The sequence below is a fragment of the uncultured Shimia sp. genome (assembly GCF_947498095.1).
In the GTDB taxonomy this organism is placed as follows: Bacteria; Pseudomonadota; Alphaproteobacteria; order Rhodobacterales; family Rhodobacteraceae; genus Shimia.
Genome location: NZ_CANMJE010000001.1, coordinates 455,412 through 469,687 on the forward strand (window position 1 = coordinate 455,412; position 14,276 = coordinate 469,687).

General features: G+C 56.1%; 17 protein-coding genes. 5 read left to right on the forward strand and 12 right to left on the reverse strand.

Annotation, left to right across the window (positions count from 1 at the left end; translation table 11 throughout):
- The first annotated feature begins 158 nt into the window (after nucleotides 1-158).
- The gene (locus Q0932_RS02265) at nucleotides 159-1,256 is read left to right on the forward strand and encodes a Hint domain-containing protein (RefSeq protein ID WP_299349291.1); all 1,098 of its coding nucleotides are present in this window, start codon (nucleotides 159-161) and stop codon (nucleotides 1,254-1,256) included.
- On the opposite strand, the gene Q0932_RS02270 is transcribed toward Q0932_RS02265, so the two are convergent.
- Nucleotides 1,253-1,621: a hypothetical protein gene (locus tag Q0932_RS02270; protein ID WP_299349293.1), complete on the reverse strand. Its 369-nt coding sequence runs from the start codon at nucleotides 1,619-1,621 to the stop codon at nucleotides 1,253-1,255. The two genes, Q0932_RS02265 and Q0932_RS02270, sit on opposite strands and share 4 nt — an antisense overlap.
- Before the next feature lie 181 nt (nucleotides 1,622-1,802).
- On the opposite strand from Q0932_RS02270, the gene Q0932_RS02275 reads away from it, so the two are divergent.
- Together Q0932_RS02275 and Q0932_RS02280 are read left to right on the forward strand one after the other, a co-directional pair.
- Entirely contained in the window at nucleotides 1,803-3,380 is a 1,578-nt protein-coding gene (locus tag Q0932_RS02275; protein WP_299349296.1) for a choice-of-anchor L domain-containing protein, read from the forward strand.
- A gap of 109 nt (nucleotides 3,381-3,489) precedes the next feature.
- Nucleotides 3,490-4,566: a transporter substrate-binding domain-containing protein gene (locus Q0932_RS02280; RefSeq protein ID WP_299349299.1), complete on the forward strand. Its 1,077-nt coding sequence runs from the start codon at nucleotides 3,490-3,492 to the stop codon at nucleotides 4,564-4,566.
- Between the two features lie 3 nt (nucleotides 4,567-4,569).
- Here the strand turns inward: Q0932_RS02280 and dapD are convergent, their stop codons facing one another.
- Nucleotides 4,570-5,397, reverse strand: a complete 828-nt coding sequence (dapD, locus tag Q0932_RS02285; RefSeq protein ID WP_299349302.1) for a 2,3,4,5-tetrahydropyridine-2,6-dicarboxylate N-succinyltransferase — start codon at nucleotides 5,395-5,397, stop codon at nucleotides 4,570-4,572.
- A gap of 77 nt (nucleotides 5,398-5,474) precedes the next feature.
- Complete coding sequence (locus Q0932_RS02290) at nucleotides 5,475-6,395, reverse strand: threonine/serine dehydratase (protein WP_299349305.1); 921 nt, start codon at nucleotides 6,393-6,395, stop codon at nucleotides 5,475-5,477.
- 79 nt (nucleotides 6,396-6,474) lie between these two features.
- On the opposite strand from Q0932_RS02290, the gene Q0932_RS02295 reads away from it, so the two are divergent.
- Nucleotides 6,475-7,308, forward strand: coding sequence for a TIGR00730 family Rossman fold protein (locus Q0932_RS02295; protein ID WP_299349306.1), 834 nt, complete (start codon nucleotides 6,475-6,477; stop codon nucleotides 7,306-7,308).
- A 60-nt stretch (nucleotides 7,309-7,368) separates the two neighbouring features.
- Here Q0932_RS02295 and Q0932_RS02300 read toward each other — a convergent pair whose 3' ends face one another.
- The 5 genes from Q0932_RS02300 to Q0932_RS02320 all read right to left on the reverse strand — a co-directional run bounded on the left by Q0932_RS02300 (nucleotide 7,369) and on the right by Q0932_RS02320 (nucleotide 11,001).
- Nucleotides 7,369-7,578: a hypothetical protein gene (locus tag Q0932_RS02300; protein ID WP_299349309.1), complete on the reverse strand. Its 210-nt coding sequence runs from the start codon at nucleotides 7,576-7,578 to the stop codon at nucleotides 7,369-7,371.
- A gap of 99 nt (nucleotides 7,579-7,677) precedes the next feature.
- Nucleotides 7,678-8,073, reverse strand: a complete 396-nt coding sequence (locus tag Q0932_RS02305) for a GNAT family N-acetyltransferase (protein WP_299349311.1) — start codon at nucleotides 8,071-8,073, stop codon at nucleotides 7,678-7,680.
- Nucleotides 8,070-9,257 carry a 23S rRNA (adenine(2503)-C(2))-methyltransferase RlmN gene (gene rlmN / locus Q0932_RS02310; RefSeq protein WP_299349313.1) on the reverse strand — a complete coding sequence of 396 codons (1,188 nt, stop codon included), beginning with the start codon at nucleotides 9,255-9,257 and terminating at the stop codon, nucleotides 8,070-8,072. The genes Q0932_RS02305 and rlmN overlap by 4 nt, the downstream gene beginning before the upstream one ends.
- A 73-nt stretch (nucleotides 9,258-9,330) precedes the next feature.
- Complete coding sequence (locus tag Q0932_RS02315) at nucleotides 9,331-10,338, reverse strand: Hint domain-containing protein (RefSeq protein WP_299349314.1); 1,008 nt, start codon at nucleotides 10,336-10,338, stop codon at nucleotides 9,331-9,333.
- Nucleotides 10,339-10,455: 117 nt separating this feature from the next.
- Nucleotides 10,456-11,001: an invasion associated locus B family protein gene (locus Q0932_RS02320; RefSeq protein ID WP_299349317.1), complete on the reverse strand. Its 546-nt coding sequence runs from the start codon at nucleotides 10,999-11,001 to the stop codon at nucleotides 10,456-10,458.
- Nucleotides 11,002-11,168: 167 nt separating this feature from the next.
- Here Q0932_RS02320 and Q0932_RS02325 point away from each other — a divergent pair, with 167 nt between their 5' ends.
- Complete coding sequence (locus Q0932_RS02325) at nucleotides 11,169-12,164, forward strand: asparaginase (protein WP_299349319.1); 996 nt, start codon at nucleotides 11,169-11,171, stop codon at nucleotides 12,162-12,164.
- Nucleotides 12,165-12,225: 61 nt separating this feature from the next.
- Here the strand turns inward: Q0932_RS02325 and Q0932_RS02330 are convergent, their stop codons facing one another.
- From Q0932_RS02330 to serB, 4 genes are all read right to left on the reverse strand, one after another.
- Nucleotides 12,226-12,540 carry a hypothetical protein gene (locus Q0932_RS02330; RefSeq protein WP_299349321.1) on the reverse strand — a complete coding sequence of 105 codons (315 nt, stop codon included), beginning with the start codon at nucleotides 12,538-12,540 and terminating at the stop codon, nucleotides 12,226-12,228.
- 27 nt (nucleotides 12,541-12,567) lie between these two features.
- Nucleotides 12,568-12,996, reverse strand: a complete 429-nt coding sequence (locus tag Q0932_RS02335) for an SRPBCC domain-containing protein (RefSeq protein WP_299349323.1) — start codon at nucleotides 12,994-12,996, stop codon at nucleotides 12,568-12,570.
- Nucleotides 12,989-13,312: a metalloregulator ArsR/SmtB family transcription factor gene (locus tag Q0932_RS02340; RefSeq protein WP_299349326.1), complete on the reverse strand. Its 324-nt coding sequence runs from the start codon at nucleotides 13,310-13,312 to the stop codon at nucleotides 12,989-12,991. The genes Q0932_RS02335 and Q0932_RS02340 overlap by 8 nt, the downstream gene beginning before the upstream one ends.
- Before the next feature lie 70 nt (nucleotides 13,313-13,382).
- The gene (gene serB / locus Q0932_RS02345) at nucleotides 13,383-14,255 is read right to left on the reverse strand and encodes a phosphoserine phosphatase SerB (protein WP_299349654.1); all 873 of its coding nucleotides are present in this window, start codon (nucleotides 14,253-14,255) and stop codon (nucleotides 13,383-13,385) included.
- Between the last annotated feature and the right edge of the window lie 21 nt (nucleotides 14,256-14,276).

The following is a 14,276-nucleotide window of genomic DNA, read 5'->3' on the forward strand; positions in this document are numbered from 1 at the left end:
ATCGAGCGGTTTCGGGGCTATTTTCTTAAACGATCGGGCGGGAAGGCCCGACGTGTTGCCGTTGGATTTGTCTTGGCTCTTTCTGAGTAGGGCAGATCAGGTATGCCAAGATTGATTACAAACCACAAAGTGACCGCGCAGAACATGGGGCGTGCGACATGACCTGGATTGCACTGGCTGATAGCAAAACCTGTCATTTTGCGGCTGAAGGCCTGTCGAATGTCGGTAGGGTAGCACCGGCCGAACGGGTTGACCCTGAAGCAGTGATGCCGCGCGGAAGTATCCTTCTTGAAACACGCGTCTCGCCGCATGACCGGCCGCAGATCGTTCTGGGGTTAAAGCGTGGATTTGAACATGGCGTTTCTTTCAGCTTGCAGGCTTTGCCCGGGGGTGGCCTAAACTTGGTCCACGAGCGCGGCGCCGAGATGGTGCATGGCGTGGTCAATCATGACTCGTCCGCAGTACGCACCGATATTCTGCGCATCACGTACAGCTGGGACATGGTGCACGATTGGGCGAGATTGGTTGTCGAGCGTCCGGAAGCGAACCGCAGTTTCCAGACTTCTATGCGCGGTCCCGTAGCGATGCAGTTGTCTGACATTCGTGAGATGACATTGAACGAAGCCGCCCGCCAAATGGCACCGGACGTATTGTTCTTTGCGGTTTCGGATCGAATTGAACCCATTGGCCCAATGCCGGGAATGATCGCATCCACAATGGTCGAAACCCCGTTTGGTCAGACTCCGGTCGGAAAATTGCAACGTGGGGACATTCTTGAAACTCTGGACGGTGCGCAGGTGCCAGTTTTGCAGGTCCTTCGTCGCACAGTTCCCGCCAGAGGATTGTTCGAGCCGGTGCGCTTGCGGCAACCCTATTTCGGATTGGCGCAGGACACGGTCGTTGCCCCGTTTCAGCGTCTTGTGATTGGCGGGTCTCGAGTCGAGTATCTGTTTAATGCAGAACAGGTTCTGGTGCCGGCACGTCACCTTGTGAACGGAAGCGCAGCGCTGCGTGAAAAAAACCATCTCTTGGTGACTTACACACAGGTGCTTTTGCCGGACCATCAGGCTTTGCTTGCCAATGGTACATACATGGAAAGCATGAACATCGGGCGTATTCGACGTACCCGCAACATTCTCCAAGGTAGCTTGTTGGGACAGTTTTCACGAACAACTCTGCCCGAACACTCGGTTCCGGCCTATCCGGCCTTGGGAAGTTTCGAAGCCCTGATCTTGGCAGAACAACGCGCAGCCTAGTTCATCAGGTTGTCGTCTGTCGCGATGGACTCTTCGCCCTTAAAAAATTCGGTCATTTGTGCAACAACCACCGAGTTTTCATCCAATGCGCGCTGCATCAGATCCCGTTCGGCTTGATCGATCTCGTGGCCCTGAGCCTCGCGCTCTGCTGTTGTCCCGTAGCCGGTCACATCCAGAGGCGCGAGATCAGCTTGCTTTAGAATAGCAACCGTCTCGCGCACGGCCTCGGCTTCGTCCACACCGCTGGCATACACCATAAGCGCGGCGCCGGTTGCCTTGTCGGGCAAACCATCACCGTCTTTGCGGCCGACTTGCACCAAGAGTGTATAGACCTGCTGTCGCGAGGGTTTCTTTGTCTTTTCCATACCAGCGGCCATACCCAAGCCGGATACAGTGGTCAACCTTGGCCATCGGGATCTCAAGATGTGTCCGCAGGAATGGGGAGAATTTGTGGCGATTTCCCATAAAAACCTGACCCAAAATCACAGCATAAATTAGCGAGTCGCGACTATCTGTTTTTCAAGTTGTGATTTTGTGGGGTTAAAAATGATTACTGCTTCAGAGCTGCCAATCGATACGAGTGCGGATGCCACTGCCATGGCTGAGGCGATGTTCGGAAACGGAATCTCGATCGTTGAAGGAAGCGCTGTCTATACCGGCGCGGCGTCAGCGTCAGGCATCTATACACAAGGTGACAGCGAGGCGCCGAACCTGACACCTTCGGACACGGGTGTGATCCTGTCGACAGGGAATGCCACAGATGTCACGCGCGACAGTGGTGATCCGAACCGCCAGGCTAATGAATCAACCGATCACGGGCTCGACGGAGATGCCAACCTCGAAGAAATCGCAAATGCTGAAACGTTCGATGCAGCCGTTCTAGAGGCGACCTTTATCCCAGAAGGGTCGGTTCTCACGATGCAGGTGGTGTTCTCGTCCGAGGAATATCTGGAATACGTCAATTCAGGTTTCAACGATGCCGTGGGAATCTGGGTCAATGGTGAAAAAGCTGAGCTGACCGTGGGTGATGGAGACATCACCATCAACAACATCAATGATGGCAGCAACCAGAACCTCTATATCGACAACCCCGAAGACGGCGAAGTTGCCAATACCGAAATGGATGGTTTTACCGTCACGATGACCCTCAAGGCACCGGTAAACCCAGGCGAAGAAAACACCATCAAGATCGCGATCGCCGATGGCGGTGACGGCATTTACGATTCGAACTTGCTGATCGCAGGGGACTCGGTTCAAACGGCCCTGGTGGCCGGGGATGATGAAGTCGAGTTGGCACGCGACAGTGAAGTCACCTTTGATCTGAGATCCAATGACGTCAGCCAGAACAGCGCGGTTCTGAACATTACGCATATCAACGGCAACGAGGTCGTTATTGGTGAGCCAATTGTTTTGCCAACGGGCGAATCCATTACATTCAACGCCGATGGTACAGTCACCATTGAAACTGATGGCGATGTGGGATCGAACGTCTTTTCCTACACCGTAGAAGATGGTGATGGGAACACGGATGTCGGGTTCGTCACCCTGACCACCGTGCCTTGCTTTGTCGAAAACACATTGATTATCACGGACCGTGGCGAGGTTGCGGTTGAAGACCTGGCAACGGGTGACATGATCCTGACCAGAGACAATGGCTTTCAGCCTGTACGATGGATCGGTAGTACCGTTCGAGTTGCCGCGGGTCAGGATGCTCCAATTCGGTTTGAAGCAGGCGCCCTTGGCAACCATGACGCGGTAGAGTTTTCGCAAAACCACCGGGTTCTTGTAACTTCCGCAATGGCGAGCCTTTTGTTTGGTGAGTCCGAAGTCCTGATCAAAGCCAAAGATTTGGTCAACGACACGACCATTCGCGCGCGCAATGACCACGAACCCGTTTCCTATTTCCATCTGTTGTTTGATCGCCACGAAATTGTCCGCGCAAACGGGTTGGACAGCGAAAGCTATCATCCCGGCGTAGAGACGCTGGACTCGTTTGACCCGGAAACACGCGAAGAGATTCTCCGCCTTATGCCTTCGTCTGATGCGCTGTTGGGTTACGGCTATGGACCCGCTGCCCGTGTGTCCTTGCGGACACTTGAAGCAAAGGCGTTGATGCGGGCCTAGTTTACGCGACGATTTTCGGATCTGATGGGAAACTATAAGTGCCGCGCGTTGACCTATTCGATCAAAGTGCTCATTTTGGTCCGGCATTTAAGTGTTGGGGAATTGAGTTATGCGATTGGTCACGCACGCCGCGTTTGCGGCCTTAGCCGTCTTGTGCCTAGCGCAATCGGCGTGGTCGCAAGTCACACGACCTCTGGAATTTGCGACCGTGCACCGCCCGCCTTTTGCGATACTGGATGAGGGTACCCCAACCGGATTTTCCATCGATTTGATGACAGCCATTGGTGAATCTTTGGGCCGCCCGGTTCAGTTTCATCCGCAAGACTCGTTTGCAGACATGTTGGACAAAGTGCGCGCCGGAGAGGTTCACGGCGCGATTGCCAATATCTCGATCACGGCCGCGCGTGAACGTGAGATGGACTTTAGTCAGCCAATCTTTGAAAGCGGTCTGCAGATTCTTTTGCCGGTTGAGAGTGGCACGATTCAACGGTTGGGGTCTGTTCTGACACGCGAAATTCTGGTGCTTGTCCTCGTGGCGTTGGGCGTCTTGTTCGGTGGTGGTTTGTTGATGTGGCTGTTTGAACGTCGACACCAGCCCTATTTCGATCGCCCGATGCCCGATGCCATGTTCCCGTCTTTCTGGTGGGCGCTCAATCTGGTGGTCAACGGGGGGTTCGAAGAGCGGATGCCGATGTCGCGCGCCGGCCGGATGTTTGCGGTTATGCTCGTCGTTGCCAGCCTGTTCATCGTGTCCATATTTGTGGCCACCATCACAGCCGCCGTCACGGTTGACGCGATTCAGGAAAACGTGGTGTCGATCAATGATCTCGAGGGACGCCGGGTTGCGACGGTTAGCGGATCTACCAGCAGTAGTTTTCTAGCCGCCCGTGAAATTGATGCTACTGGCTATACAGATCCCGCGCAAATGCTCACGGCCTTTGTGGCTGGTGAGGCTGATGCGGTGGTTTTTGACGGTCCGATCCTGGCCTACTTTGTGCAAGGGCAGGGGCGCGGAAAATCGCGTTTGATCGAACGGGTGTATCGGCCCGAAAACTATGGGATCGCACTCCCATCCGGGAGCACGATCCGAGAAGACATTAATCAAACGCTGCTGCATTTGAGAGAAGATGGCACCTATGACGACCTTGTCGATCGTTGGTTCGGTGCCAACTACCGCAACAACTGATGTTTAGTCGCGCAGCAAGTCGTTGATCGAGGTTTTGGACCGGGTTTTGGCGTCAACGCGTTTCACGATTACAGCGCAATAGAGGTTCACGTTGTTCTTCGACGGCATGGAGCCTGCGACGACAACCGATCCTGCGGGCACTTCGCCATACATCACTTCGCCAGTTTCGCGATCCACGATTTTGGTGGACTGGCCGATGAAAACGCCCATGCCCAGAACCGAGCCTTCGCGCACGATGCAGCCTTCGACCACTTCCGAGCGCGCGCCGATAAAGCAGTTGTCCTCGATGATCGTCGGACCCGCCTGCATTGGTTCCAGAACACCGCCAATGCCAACGCCACCTGACAGGTGCACGTTCTTGCCGATCTGCGCGCATGATCCAACGGTCACCCAGGTATCAACCATGGTGCCTTCGTCCACATAGGCGCCAAGGTTTACGAACGACGGCATCAGGACTGCGCCGGGCGCGACGTATGCAGACTTGCGGACCACGCAGTTCGGCACGGCGCGAAAGCCAGCCTCTTTCCATTCGTGATCGCCCCAGCCTTTGAACTTGCTGTCGACCTTGTCCCACCAGCCGCTGCCTTGGGGGCCACCATCATGGAATTCCATGTCTTTGATACGGAACCCCAGAAGCACAGCTTTTTTGGCCCACTGGTTCACATGCCACTCGCCATTTTCCTGTTTTTCGGCCACACGCAGTTTGCCCGAATCCAGCGCGTTTAGCGTGTCTTCGATGGCTTCGCGGGTTTCTCCGCCGGTGTGAGGATTGATCGTGTCGCGGGCTTCCCACGCGGCTTCGATGGCTTGTTCCAGTTGCGCGTTTGACATGTTGTTCAGGCTCCGAATTTCAGGATTCGGAGCTTTCTAACGGCATCACGCCTCGACGTCACCCTAGATTGCGACCTTTATTGAAACGGGTCCGGCGTGATATTTGCTCCACAAATCAACACAGCCACCTTTTCACCGGGTTCCGGCTGATAGGCGCCGGACATCAGGGCCGCCAACGCCGTTGCTCCTGCCGGTTCTACCAATTGGCGTGTTTCGCGCCACAAGGCCTCTTGCGCTCGGGTGATCGCCGCATCCGTGACCAGCACGGACTCCACACCTGTGGACCCCGCCAGATCAAAGCAGATCTGCCCAATCTTCTTAGCTCCCAACGCATTGGCTGCCACCCCAGAGACATCGACATCGACAGGCTCTCCTGCGCTGATTGCGGCATTCAATGCGTATGAGGTTTCCGGCTCAACGGCCACGACTCTCCGCCGCCCGTCAAACCACGCCATCGCACCCGCGATCAACCCGCCACCGCCCACAGCAATCAGCACGGTGTCTGCTTGAAGCCCCTGGTTTTCCCATTCTAAGGCCAGTGTTCCCTGACCGGCTACCGTGGCTGGGGCGTCATAGGCGTGGATCTGCATCGCCCCGGTTTCGGTCTCATAGGCCAACGCCTGATCCAGCGCGTCGGAATAGGCTCCGGGCACCACCACCAGGTCCGCACCGGCATCACGGATCAACGCAACTTTGGCTGGACCCGCCATCTCGGGCACGTAGATTCGCGCCTTGTGTCCCAGCTTGTGGGCGGCATAGGCCACAGCGGCACCGTGGTTGCCCCCCGAAGCCGCGACCAATCCGGACTTGGGTACGTCCTGAGACAATAAGGTGTTGAAAGCTCCGCGCGCTTTGAATGTTCCGGTGTGCTGCATCTGTTCCAGCTTCACCTCAATCGGATAGCCCAGCCCGAACCCGTCCAACGCCCCGACGGGCGTCTTCGCCACATGTCCGGCGATGCGTTTTTCCGCAGCGATGATCTCGTCCTGCCAATCCATCTTCACATCCCTGTCACTGGTATTGTTGCAGCGAACCCTATAGGCCTGAGGGAAACGCGCAAGTAAGGAAGTATGAGTGATGAAAGATGAGCGACTGAGCCCGTTTCCCAGTGCCGGAACCGACCGCAGCACGGCGGATCACGTACCGGACACACCGCAAACGCGGGCGCCGGCCTATCGCTTGGCCTTTGCCGATGACGAATTCTTGTGCCGGGATGAATTGCGGCCCGTTCGCCTGCAACTTGAGTTGCTCAAACCGCAATTGGCGCTGGATGAAGAGCAGATCGAAGGCACGATCGTGATGTTTGGTGGCGCCCGAATTCCGGAACCTGCCAAAAAGTCGACAGCGCGCACGGAAACGCTCGCCGATTTGTCGAAATACTATGACGAAGCCCGCAAGTTTGCTCAGCTGATGACCGAACGCAGTGATGGTCGGAACAATGTGATTGTCACGGGCGGTGGACCCGGTGTGATGGAGGCCGGAAACCGTGGTGCGATTGATGCGGGTGGAAAATCGATTGGTCTGAACATTGTGTTGCCGCATGAGCAGGCACCAAACGAATATGTGACGCCAGAGCTATGCTTTAACTTTCACTACTTTGCCATTCGCAAGATGCATTTTCTGATGCGCGCTCAGGCGATCTGTGTCTTCCCCGGCGGCTTTGGTACGCTGGACGAAATGTTTGAATCCCTGACCTTGATTCAGACCGGCCGCATGGAATGCGTTCCCTTCCTGCTGTTCGGCAGATCGTTTTGGGAAAAGATCATCAACTGGTATGCGCTGGCGGATGCCGGCACGATTTCTGCTGACGATTTGGAGCTGTTCCGCTTCGTGGAGACCGCCGAAGAGGCCATCGAGGTCATCGATGGCTGGGGCGATTGTGCACCACGGGACGTGATCCCCGGGCGGTGAGGCAGGGACCAAGCGGTTTCGAAACCGCTTGCCAAGGCGTTTTGAAACGCCTTGTGCGCCTTAATGGATCTGTGCGGGCAAAATGCCCAACTCGATTCCCTGTGGAAGCTTGGTCACAACCTGTGCGCCGCGCACGTCCTTGATCGCATAGCCATATCCGGCCAAACGGAATTTCCACTCACGTGCGCTGAGCGCCTGAGCGCGTTCGCGCTTGAGAATTTCCAATACGGGCGCGTCGATGATTGCGCCTCCGATATCTGCATGTGCCATGTTCAGCCCTCCTTGAACTGTATTGTTCACAATTGGGAAACTGATTGTTGATCGCGGCTGTTTTGTATCGGAATTGAGGAAAGTTTTAGGCAGCTTCTGCTAGGGCCGTTTCATCCACATAGTGCGGTCGGGATCGACGGGCTGGAAGCCGTACTTGTGATACAGGCCATGCGCGTCTCGTGTCGAAAGCATCCAGCCTGTCACGTTCTCAAGGTCAGGATGCTCTAGCAGCGCAGTCATCAGGTCCTTGGAAAACCCATGCCCCCGAAACTCTTCGAACACAAAGAGGTCAAAGACATAAGTGTGAAAAACTCCGTCGCTCACAGCCCGGGCCATGCCAACCTGACGATCTCCGTCGAACATGCCGACGATGGCGGAGTTGTCAAAAGATGTCAGGATGTCTGCGCGGCTGCGACCGTTGCCCCAATAGGAGGATTGAATAAACGCTATGACCTTGTCCAAATCGAACTCGGCAAAGTCATAGGTAAACTTCATCCCAAACCGGCCTCGGCCTCGATCTGTTTGCGCGACTTGCGCGCGCGTTCGGTGGCCGACTTTAGTTGACCACAGGCAGCCATGATGTCCTCTCCGCGGGGCTTGCGGATCGGTGAAGAATAACCAGCCTGATAAACGATCTCAGCAAAGGCGCGGATGCGGTTGTTGGATGACCGCTCATAAGGGGAGCCGGGCCATTCGTTAAAGGGGATCAGGTTGATCTTGGCCGGAATGCCGTGATCCTTGATCAGCTTGACCAGGCGATGGGCATCCTCATCCGAGTCATTCACGCCCTTGAGCATCACATACTCAAAGGTGATACGTTCTGAATTTGACACCTTGGGGTAGCTTGCCAGCGCCTCCAACAAGGTCTCAAGGTTCCAGCGCTTGTTGATTGGCACCAGCACATCCCGCACCTCGTCGGTTGTGGCGTGGAAAGAGATCGCCAACTGGCAGCCGATTTCTTCGGCAGTGCGCGCCATTTCCGGCACCACGCCCGAGGTCGACAGGGTAATGCGGCGTCGAGACAGCTGAATGCCCTCTGGGTCCATGGCGATTTTCATCGCGTCCCGGACATTTTCAAAGTTGTAGAGCGGTTCACCCATACCCATCAGAACGATGTTTGAAAGCAATCGGGCCTCGTAAGTGCGCGTACCGCGCTCTGGCCATTCATCCAGATCGTCGCGTGCCATCATGACTTGGCCGATAATCTCTCCGGCAGTCAGGTTGCGAACCAGCTTTTGCGTACCAGTGTGACAGAATGAACAAGTCAGAGTGCATCCCACCTGAGAACTGACGCAAAGTGTTCCGCGGCCATCTTCGGGGATGTAAACCACCTCAACCTCATGGCCTCCTGCAATCCGCACGAGGTATTTACGGGTGCCGTCTTCGCTGACTTGTTTGCTGACCACTTCGGGGATTTCGATTGTGAAAGCCTCGTCAAGCTCGGCCCGATAGGCTTTGGACAGATTGGTCATCTCGTGAAAGTCGCGAACGCCCCACTGATAGATCCACTGCCAGATTTGGTTGGCCCGCATCTTGGCCTGCTTTTCCGCCGTGCCCTGTTCGATCAGGGCGTCGCGCATGGCCGTGCGGGTCAATCCGACCAGATTGACCTTGCCGCCTTCTGGCAGCTTTCTCGGAATTGTGTGCACGTCCTGTGTGACGGGGGCGCTGGCGGTCATAATGTCGGGTTCCGGGTTTGGAAATCAGGCGCGTGGAATACACCATTTGGGCCCGAAAGCAAACAAAACAAGGTTAGGCCGCTGACTTTGCCTGCAATGCCAATGGCACTTCGTAGCCTTTGAGACAGCGGCGTGCCGTGTCGCCATAACTGGCCAGATCTATCAGTTCCGGGAACAGGCGCAGAATCTCGTCTCGGGCTTCGTGTTCAAACTGATCGATAGTGACTTCACCGGGGTGAAAGCTCTCGGTCGGCATGCCGTCCGACATGATGATTTGATGGCTGTCGAACAAGAGGTGAAAGTACTCGGGGTTGGGCACGTACTTCACCTGTTTGATGCCGCTCCAGCCAACAAGATGCTTGGCTGGAATCAGAACTTCACGTTCGGCAAAGAACACCTCGAACTTGGCGTCCCGCATCCAGATACGATGGTTTGGGGACACAAAAAGATCGCGTGCAGGCATGTTGCGGCCCATTGATCCCCTCGGAATGCAGATCGGTGCATTGCTTTCAAAACGTGTACCCCTTGCGTCTGCCTGTATCGAACCGATCCAGCGAATTGGAGCGAATCCTCCATCACGAACAACAACCATGTCGCCGGGGCGTAGGTCTTCGACGGCGACTTCGCCGCGTTTTGTGGCAATCAATGTGCCAGCGAGGAAGCAGGGAATCGAGCCTTCGTTCAGATCCCCGGTGGTCCAATTGCCATCATCATCCAGCTGAACTGATTGGGTCTGATCATTGCCGGTTGACCCAATTTGCGTTGAGGTTAGCCCGGCGGCAGGCCCGGTTGTTGGTGACACCGTGTTGTCGAAAGAGACAAAATCAATGACAACTCCATTTTGAACCAGCGCCACGGCGCCGTCTTTGTGCACGCCCACGCCAGCAAGTGAATAGACGTCTTTGCCCGCGACCGTATCCTGATAGTTGCCAATCCCATTGATCGAGCGAAGGTTCCCATTGGGGTGATAGACCACAATCTGGATATCAGACGTGTCTGTGCCTTCGGCAATGGCAACTTCGACAAAGTCGTTTTGCGCCGGCCCGCGATACTTGATTTCAGTAAAATACGGCGTTGTCATTGTTCGGCCCCACGTCTGAGTGTTCCGACCGGTTCATCCGATCAGTTCCCCCATGGTGACGATGTGGCTTAGACCCTGGCAGGGGCCGTTCCGCCGCCCTTTCAGGCGGCTTAGTGTTTATTCACAGCGCTGCTCAGCGCCCTCAACGGCGGCGGTAAATCCAAGCAGTGAAAACGAGTCTTGGGTTTTCGTGCCACGCGAAGATTGCGCCGACAGCGTTGCTTTGGTTCCGCGCTTCATGGCGGTGACGATCTTGCTGTCGTCCGCAGCCGAAGCGGGCCATGCCCACTCACCTTCGGTGAACAACTCAAAAGAATTGCCATCAACGCTGAGGTTGACCGTTGAGCCGCTCGCAAATGGATAGCCTCCGGTAAACCCGACCTGACCTTTGACGCCAACTTCGGGTCGGAAGAAGACCATGAACAGGATGTCACTGCGACGCACTGCGACGACGCGACCCTCTTTGGTGTTCACGCTTTCCTTGGCGGTGCTGACGGCCCAGCATTCCTTGGGCTGCTCTGCAACGCAGACGCTCCAGTCCGTTACCTGGTTCGAGCAGGGCGCGGATGATTGTTCTTGTGCACTGGCGCCTTGGGCCCAAATGCCCAGCATTGCGCCAACACATGCGCCAATCGCGTACCGACTCATTACGAGTGATCCCATATCAACAGCCTCCAAGCTGTGCTTTGCCTCAGTTTTCCGGCCCATCGGCTTTTGCCGCTTTTTTCGCGAACCGGACATTTCTTTCTCGATATAAACACATTAGCCTGATTTGGCTGACCGGGAAAAGACCTGTTGGCATGATTTTGCCCAATAAAACGAGGTCTGTGATGACAAATCCTGTGCCAATGGTGGAAATCTGGCGTGGACCCTTTCTGGAAAGCATGCATTTGGGGCATGCCGTGGTGTGTGGTGCAGACGGTCAAATCGTCGATGCCTGGGGCGATCCTTCTGCCGTTGTGTTGCCTAGAAGCTCTTCAAAAATGCTGCAGGCCCTGCCTCTGATTGAAAGCGGAGCCGCCGATGCGGCAGGGTTAACCGATGCCCAGCTGGCGTTGGCTTGTGCGTCGCATCAGGGGGCGGACATTCATTCTGCGCCGGTCACAGCCTGGCTGAAAGATCTTGGGCTAAGCGACGATGATTTTTGTTGTGGGCCACAAGAGCCTCGCGACATTGACGCGCGTGACGCATTGATCCGCGCAGGCAAATCCGTTTGTCGCTATCACAACAACTGTTCCGGCAAACATTCTGGTTTTCTGACCCTCACAAAGCATCTTGGCGCTGGTCCGGACTATGTGGCTTTGGATCACCCGGTTCAAAAGGCCGTCAAAGCGGCATTCGAAGAGGTCACGAAAGAAGACACGCCTGGCTATGGCATTGACGGGTGTTCTGCGCCCAATTTTGCCACGACCATGCACGGAATGGCACGCGCCATGGCCTTTTTTGCGGCAGCCAACCCGGATGGCGACAGACGGCAAAGCGCTGCGGCGCGGTTGCATCGGGCGATGGCAACCTATCCTGAGTTGGTGGCGGGCGAGGGCCGCGCTTGTACCGATCTGATGCGTGCGATGGATCACAAGGTTGCAGTCAAGACAGGGGCCGAGGCGTATTTCATCGCGATCATCCCAGAGAAAAAACTGGGGGTTGCCGTAAAGATCGCAGATGGCAGTACGCGGGGTGCCGAATGTGCGATTGCAGCAATCCTGATCCGTCTCGGTGTTCTGAACGAAGCGCACCCGTTGGCACAGAAATACGTCAACGGGCCTATTCAGAATTGGGATGGCCTTGTGACTGGTCGGATGAAACCCGCTGAAGGTTTTATCTAACCTGACTTTTGCTGCCCGGGGTATTCCCCGGGCACCCATGGAACGAAGCCGCTAGAGCGACTTACATCTCCATTGCTTCCGCGACTTCAACTGTACCAGCGCCGCCTTCAAGAATTGGGCAGCCCTTGGCCATGGCACAGGCCGCGTCCATGTCCGAGGCGTTGACCAGCGTATAGCCGGACACTGGGTTGGCTCCGCCGTCATCTTCCACGCCGGAGGCTGTCACCGTTTTGGACATGCCTGCCGGATTGCCGCCATCAACAAGGGCGTCGCCCATGCCTTCCATCCAGGCGCCCCAGGCCGCCATCACGCGCTCACCCTCTTCTTGGGTCTCCGGGCGGCCACCACCGTGATATATGAACATAAACTTTGGCATTTTGTTATCTCCCTGTTTTGAAACTGATTATTGTAGAAGTTTCGCCAGATCGTTGAGCGAAGAACTCCAGCCCTTCTCATGGTTGGCGCTGATCTCGTCATCACCCAGATCACGATGATCAATCACCAGCCGCGCACCGGTCTCGGTCTGTTCAATGGTGAAAGTCACGTGGCTCTCGGCGCCGCGCTGGTCGCTGTCATCATGCCATGCCCAGGTGAACCCAACGGACTTAGGCGGAGACACATGGGTGACATGGCCCGAGACTTTGTATCGCTGGCCTTCGCTGTTGCGCATGACCGAAAACCATGGGCCCGTCTTGGTGAAGTCCATGTCATCCTCGGGGACGTCCATGCCCTCTGGCCCCCACCACTTCAACAAGTCCGCGCGGGCAGTTACAGCTTTGTACAATCGATCTGGCGATACCGAGAAATCACGTTCAAGCCTCAGGTCAGTCATGGTCGTCCTCCGAAAGAAGTGCTTCCAGCCGATCCAGACCGGCTTCCCAGAATGTGCGATGATCCATTGTCCAGTCAGCGATGGTGCGCAACGCCTCGGGGCGCACGGCGTACAAACGCTTATTGCCCTCAGCGCGTTGCGAGATCAGCCCCGCTTCGCGCAGCACCTTAAGGTGTCGGGAAATCGCTGGCCCGCTGATCCTTGCATCCGCCACAAGGTCACCTGCGGGCAATTCGCCTTGCGCCATCAGGCGTTCTACGATGGATAGTCGGGTTTCGTCGGCAAGGGCCGAAAATGTCGAAATCAGATTGGTCATTCGCCTATTTAACTCTAAAGTTAAATAGATGACAACAGACCTGTCCAAACCTCACGCAAGCGTGAAGCGATCAGGCAAAATCCGTTTTGGCATAGCCCTGAATGTAGAGCAGCGCGGTGAGGTCGCCGTGATTGATGCGAATCTCACATTTGGCTGCCACGGAAGGTTTCGCGTGCAGGGCCACGCCTGACCCAGCCAGCTCGAGCATCCCGAGATCATTGGCACCGTCGCCTACAGCCATAACATCCTCATGCGCCAGCCCAAGACGGTCCGTGATTTCTTTCAGCGCCTGAACTTTCGCCTCACGCCCAAGGATCGGGCGGCCGACATCGCCATTCAGCTTGCCGCCTTCAGTAAGCAACGTATTGGCGCGGTTCTCGTCAAAGCCCAGCTCGGCGGCAACCTTTGCCGTAAACGCCGTGAAGCCACCTGATACCAAGGCCGCGTAAGCCCCATTTGCTTTCATGGTTCCCAGCAACGCCTTGCCACCGGGCATAAGCGTGATGCGCTCGGCCAGAACTTTGGCAATCACGCTTTCGTCCAAGCCCTTCAACAGACCAACCCGCTCGGTCAGCGCGCCTTCAAAGTCCAGCTCACCATTCATAGCCCGAGCGGTGATGTCCTTGACCCGCTCTCCCACGCCAGCCTCATCCGCCAACTCGTCGATGCATTCCTGCTGGATCATGGTCGAGTCCATGTCGGCCAGCAGCATCTTCTTTTTCCGCCCCTCTGTAGGCAAAATCACAAGGTCCACACCCATGTTTTGCAGGTCTGACCAGACGTCCCAACGATTGTCCGGCATGACCTCCAGCGCGAACTCTGCAGCTTCGTCCAAAGCCAGCCAGTTCGCATCCCCACCACCCCAGGCGTTGCGCAGCGATTCGACCAAAGCCGGATCGAGTGAGGGGGTCGTGGGCGAAGTTAGAAGTGTGGCGAAGTACATGGGAAAGTTTCCGATAGTGGT

Coding starts and splice junctions, on each gene's coding strand:
- Q0932_RS02300 (WP_299349309.1), bottom strand. CDS start 7,578: ATGGCACATGCAGATATCGGAGGCGCAATCATCGACGCGCCCGTATTG.
- Q0932_RS02270 (WP_299349293.1), bottom strand. CDS start 1,621: ATGGAAAAGACAAAGAAACCCTCGCGACAGCAGGTCTATACACTCTTG.
- Q0932_RS02280 (WP_299349299.1), top strand. CDS start 3,490: ATGCGATTGGTCACGCACGCCGCGTTTGCGGCCTTAGCCGTCTTGTGC.
- rlmN (WP_299349313.1), bottom strand. CDS start 9,257: ATGACCGCCAGCGCCCCCGTCACACAGGACGTGCACACAATTCCGAGA.
- Q0932_RS02275 (WP_299349296.1), top strand. CDS start 1,803: ATGATTACTGCTTCAGAGCTGCCAATCGATACGAGTGCGGATGCCACT.
- Q0932_RS02325 (WP_299349319.1), top strand. CDS start 11,169: ATGACAAATCCTGTGCCAATGGTGGAAATCTGGCGTGGACCCTTTCTG.
- Q0932_RS02340 (WP_299349326.1), bottom strand. CDS start 13,312: ATGACCAATCTGATTTCGACATTTTCGGCCCTTGCCGACGAAACCCGA.
- Q0932_RS02330 (WP_299349321.1), bottom strand. CDS start 12,540: ATGCCAAAGTTTATGTTCATATATCACGGTGGTGGCCGCCCGGAGACC.
- Q0932_RS02305 (WP_299349311.1), bottom strand. CDS start 8,073: ATGAAGTTTACCTATGACTTTGCCGAGTTCGATTTGGACAAGGTCATA.
- Q0932_RS02265 (WP_299349291.1), top strand. CDS start 159: ATGACCTGGATTGCACTGGCTGATAGCAAAACCTGTCATTTTGCGGCT.
- Q0932_RS02315 (WP_299349314.1), bottom strand. CDS start 10,338: ATGACAACGCCGTATTTTACTGAAATCAAGTATCGCGGGCCGGCGCAA.
- Q0932_RS02295 (WP_299349306.1), top strand. CDS start 6,475: ATGAAAGATGAGCGACTGAGCCCGTTTCCCAGTGCCGGAACCGACCGC.
- serB (WP_299349654.1), bottom strand. CDS start 14,255: ATGTACTTCGCCACACTTCTAACTTCGCCCACGACCCCCTCACTCGAT.
- Q0932_RS02335 (WP_299349323.1), bottom strand. CDS start 12,996: ATGACTGACCTGAGGCTTGAACGTGATTTCTCGGTATCGCCAGATCGA.
- dapD (WP_299349302.1), bottom strand. CDS start 5,397: ATGTCAAACGCGCAACTGGAACAAGCCATCGAAGCCGCGTGGGAAGCC.
- Q0932_RS02290 (WP_299349305.1), bottom strand. CDS start 6,395: ATGGATTGGCAGGACGAGATCATCGCTGCGGAAAAACGCATCGCCGGA.
- Q0932_RS02320 (WP_299349317.1), bottom strand. CDS start 11,001: ATGGGATCACTCGTAATGAGTCGGTACGCGATTGGCGCATGTGTTGGC.